The 4,617-nt window shown below is 51.5% G+C and carries 4 protein-coding genes and 1 pseudogene; all 5 read right to left on the reverse strand.

Annotation, left to right across the window (positions count from 1 at the left end):
* Window positions 1-1,604: hypothetical protein (locus tag IQ211_RS18015; protein WP_189761241.1), on the reverse strand; the 1,604-nt coding region annotated here is incomplete at its 3' end.
* Window positions 1,591-2,136 (reverse strand): baseplate complex protein, encoded by a 546-nt coding sequence (locus tag IQ211_RS18020; protein WP_189761240.1) that lies wholly within the window; start codon window positions 2,134-2,136, stop codon window positions 1,591-1,593. The genes IQ211_RS18020 and IQ211_RS18015, both read right to left, overlap by 14 nt.
* Window positions 2,108-2,836: a hypothetical protein gene (locus IQ211_RS18025; RefSeq protein ID WP_189761239.1), complete on the reverse strand. Its 729-nt coding sequence runs from the start codon at window positions 2,834-2,836 to the stop codon at window positions 2,108-2,110. The genes IQ211_RS18020 and IQ211_RS18025 overlap by 29 nt, the downstream gene beginning before the upstream one ends.
* A complete protein-coding gene (locus tag IQ211_RS18030) occupies window positions 2,836-3,456 on the reverse strand; it encodes a tail fiber assembly protein (RefSeq protein WP_189761238.1) in 621 nt (206 codons plus the stop codon). The genes IQ211_RS18025 and IQ211_RS18030 overlap by 1 nt, the downstream gene beginning before the upstream one ends.
* A pseudogene (locus tag IQ211_RS18035) lies at window positions 3,456-4,617 on the reverse strand (tail fiber protein); the annotation flags it as partial. The gene IQ211_RS18030 and the pseudogene IQ211_RS18035, both read right to left, overlap by 1 nt.

Here is a 4,617-nt window from a genome sequence, read left to right on the forward strand (position 1 = left end):
CCGTCCGATTTATAGGCCGTATTTCTTATCGCGCTGGCGTTCTCCGGGGTGCCGGTATTGTGATGGGTATGGGCGGCGGTCAGTTCGGCCAACTCCGTCACCACATCCAGTGTCTCCAACATTAAGGTCATCACGTTCAGTTGCTGGCTGCCAACCCAGACCACCGGGGCGACAATCTCCTGCCTGGCTCCGGCAATGCTTTGCTTAAGCAGGCCAATTTTTTCAATCAGCGTTTGACCGACCTCGATATTCGCGGCTTTTTCCACACTGGCAACCAGATTTGCTGAGGTTGCCAGACTGTAATCCCCGTCAGCAATTTGCTGGACAGCGCCTGCCAGTAGGGTAGATGTCCCCAAAACGGTGGTTTTATCCGTGGCCTGTACCGTGGTTGCCCGTGCTACCACGGTACGGGTTTCCGTGTCGGCCTTGATTTCACGGTGCCTGGAGGATTCATTAATGGTCTGGTCGGTCTGCCTGATCCAACTGCCCTCCTGCGTGACCCGTTGTGACACTTCCGCCCGCTGCTGCTGCAGTTGTTCACCGGGCTTAATATCGGGCAGGGTATTGCCCTGGCTTAAGGTCTGGCGGATAAAGGGTTTGTCCGGTCGGCCACCTTCGAAAGCAATTTCAACCACCGTGCCGATGGGCGGATACTGGAACATCCCCGATTCAGCGCCGGCCATGGGCAAGGGCAGCGGGACAGCACGGTAAATCGGTGCGGCGGCGTCCTTACCGTCATCGTCCAGCAATTGCACATCAACCGCATAGCGTGGCCGGAACGGATCAGCCATATCACCACTGGCCGTGTTTTCCGTGTGGGCCTCAATGCGGGCAAATTTAGGCAGGTGTGTGCCCGCCGATAATTCCGGGTAAACCGCATCAATCTGGCGCTGGGCGGGGGTTTTGTCCGCGAGTTTCCCATCAGGCAACCACGTGATGGTCATGTTTTCATTGGTCAGGTTGACCTTGCAAAGCCGCTGCTGATTGACCACAAAGCCTGGTCGCAATGACTGGATCATCGGAATGGTCATAGCATTGCCCGCGGTCTGTTGCTGGCTAAATTCATTGGGGATCTCAACGGGTTTACCCTTAAACATCGAATGCGCCCAACTCCCCAGATAGACCGAACCATCCGGCAATTGGTGCCAGATATAATCCTCAATAGCAAAGACCTGCCCCAGATTCGCCAGTAGCTGATAGCCTGTGCCATTATGGGTGTAATGCGGGACAGGTTTATCCGTATAAGGTGCATCCGGTAAGGTAAACACCAATCCACTGTGTTCCTGCAACCAGCCTGCCATCTGGCGCAAGGTTGGGTGCTGAAACGAGCACGGCCACGCTTTATCAAACACGCCGACCAGTTCACGCACAAACAAGCGTTGGTAACCGTTCTGGGCAGGCTGTGAACGTTCCACATAGCCCGTAAACCAGCGCAGTACCAAATCGGGATAGCCCACATCCAGGCGCACCAGTTTTCCGGTGTAATCGGTGGTTGTTTCTGCGGTGATAAATCCGCGGCCACAGGCGGAAAGTTCCAGCATCAGATTGGCGTCAACCAAGTGGATCTCATCACCCGATAAATAAAGCCGGTTAAGGGGTTTCATTGGCTGCCCCTATGCTGTCATTAATCGGCTTTAACACCTCGCGTTCAAACCAGTTTAATTTTTCTGGATCTTCTTTGGCGGCTCCGCCACCTTGTCCGGTCTGTTTTTTGGCCTGGATAGTGCCACTGGCACGGGCATCGCGTTTTTCAGACACGGATAAATGCTCCCTGAGAGTGAAAGTGACCTGCCATGCCTGCTTGCCGTCCACCTTACTGGCATCAATGGTATTGGTGAAGGTGCCGATCCGAAAATTGATGGCCTGTGCGGTCAGGTTGGCAACCCGATAGCGTTTCAGGTTACCGTCTTTTTTCGCTTCCGCCAAAGCAAACAGGCGGGACAGGGTTTTCTGCTCGGTAAAGGGAATAATGCCCGTGATACGCAGCTCTTTCGGTTTAATGCCCTGTTCAGCGACGGCGGTGCTGGATGACTGCCCGCTTTGGTCTTGATCCTGAAACATCACAGACGGGGTGACGGTCAGGCTTTTTAAGGGAATGGCCTCGCCATCAAGGGCGAGGGTGATAATTTGGCTCATGGTGTAGCATCCTTTCTAATGGGCGGATAGCGTCTCCGGCAAACAAGATTGCCAGGGTATAAACGGCGTCGGGTTCGGGGATATTCTGGCGCAGTTTCTCCGCCACATGTGCGCCGTTCCCTTTCCCTGAGAACGCCCAGACGTCGGCCGATTTTCCCTTAAGCCCGTTAATGGCCTCACGCATTTGCTGCAAGGCGGACTGACGGGCGGTCGTGAACGCGGTTAATTGGGATTTTAACCCCGCAACACTGCTGCCTGCACTGGCCTGCGCTTTGGCCTGTTCGATTAACTGTGAATTAGCGGTCAAGCGACTGGTTGCGGTTGACAGCGGTTGCGGCAAGGGTAGCCCGCCGCCCTGTTTACCCGGCAATTGCATTTTGGTGATGGCAAGACTTTCTGCTGTTTTTGCCATCCGTTTGACCTGGGCGAACACCGGAAGTGGCAACACCGATGCAAACTGCGTGAGGTGCTGCATAAATTCATTATGGGTTTTGGCACAGACCATCAGTACCAGGCTATTGATATTGCCTGCACCCGTGAGTTTATTCGCCAGCGTATCAATGGCGTTCGCTGGGCTTAAATAGCTGCCACTGTCGGTCTGTTGCCCGATACCGTAGGCAAAGGGGTGAACGGGGACGATAGCACAATGAATCCCCGATAAATCCGGGGACAGTTGCATGACTTTACGCTGCCAGTGCATTATGCGGGCTGCTCCGGCCAGTTAATATGAGCGACATTTGACACATCCAGGCGTATCAACATGACCAAGTATTTTTTCCAAGCCAGCAAGGTCTGTTCTTCGGCTTCGGTCGCCAGCCCGGTATCGACAGCATATTGTAAAGGCATAATGATTTTTTCTGCCTGCTCGCGCAATTCTTCCCGGCGTTTTTCCGCCTGTTGCACATCATGACGCTGTTTTGCCCTGGTATCTGTTACCCACTTTTTACCCTCCCATTTATCAAACGGGGTTCGGGGTTCAAGTAACGTCAAATCAATGGCGAGTTCCCCTATTTTCTGTATCTGTTGCGGTGCCTGGGTTTTGATATGGTAGGCCGTTTTGCCACGATAATCGGGCACCTGCAGCCAGCAGGTTTCATCAGGGGAACGGATCACCGCGATATCATCTGCTTCCGGTAATTCTGGTTCATCTAAATACGCATCCGAAACGATGGAAAAACCGACAGGCACACTGTCATACGATTTACCTAAAAACTCGCGTGTCTGCGCATGGCAGTGATAAACCTCTACCCAGCCCGCTTCAATTGCCAGTCCATGATCATCAAATTCCGCCATCGGAATATGGGTTGTGTATTTTGCCATTAGAATATCCTTGTAATATAAATCACTGCCTTGTTAATGGGGCGGTTTTCGTTTGCTGTTGGGACAACGCGTGACGCATCAAAGGTGAATGTGATTGAACCACCACCACTTCCCGCAGAACGGCCACCATCTTTAAATGTTGAAGCAAATGCCCCATCACCATACCCCCCTCTCTCTACCGTGGGTGAACCCAAACTACCCGTAATATTCCGTATAGTATCTCCCTGAACCGTACCTAATTTACGCCCCGGATCAAGTCCCCTGCTGATCCCGCCCATGGTATCCAATCCACGTTTAAATAATCCCCGATCATCAGGCAACCGCCCACTGGGAAACACTTTCAATAATTCTGGATATTGGGTTTTATCAAATTCTCGCCCGTTATTCTCCATAAATCCAAGCGGGATCAGTGCCTCGGATTGCCATTCAATCGTGGCACCAATGGGAACTCCGAGAATTTTTTGTTGTTCAATATTTCCATTTGAATTCAAATACCGGGTGTACAATGTCGCATAGGCATCAATCCAGATTTGTCCTACATCACTATTGATAAAACCCATACTAATTCCCCTGACCCACTCGCCTTCTCTACCACAGGCGAACGGTCCTATGTAGCTGCCATCAGGAATATGAGTCATAGACTTGGTTTGAGGAAATGCGTTCACATCCCATGCATTCAGTGTGATATCCCCCGTTAATAGCTTATTATTAATTCTCCGGGTAGTCGGAACCGCATTTTCTGCTTTTTCTACTGTTTTCGACAAACCCAGTTGCCGAACAAACTCAGATTTGTTGGGAATATCTGCGCCGTTTTGTGCTTTGGACAGACGGCTGTTAACATTGTCATTGACGCCATTTAATGCCGAATTAGTGGCATAGTCGCCTTTCGGCTGCTTTTCATTCAAACCATTTTGAACATCTTGCCGGATCGCATAATCGCCTTTCGGTTGCATCTTACTTAACCCACTGGATAACGCCGCTTTCGTCGCGTAGTTCTGCCTAACCTGGTTCAGCTCTTTTTGCAGATCAACAATATCCCTGTCGCTCAATGACCCTGCCGGGCGTAAATCCTGCACATTCCCGTCACCATCAATCTGCGCAATCGCAAACACATAATGCGGATAGCCCGCGGCATCTACGTAGTTTTTTAACTCATTAGAT

Source organism: Xenorhabdus griffiniae (genome assembly GCF_015163655.1).
GTDB classification, from domain to species: domain Bacteria; phylum Pseudomonadota; class Gammaproteobacteria; order Enterobacterales; family Enterobacteriaceae; genus Xenorhabdus; species Xenorhabdus griffiniae.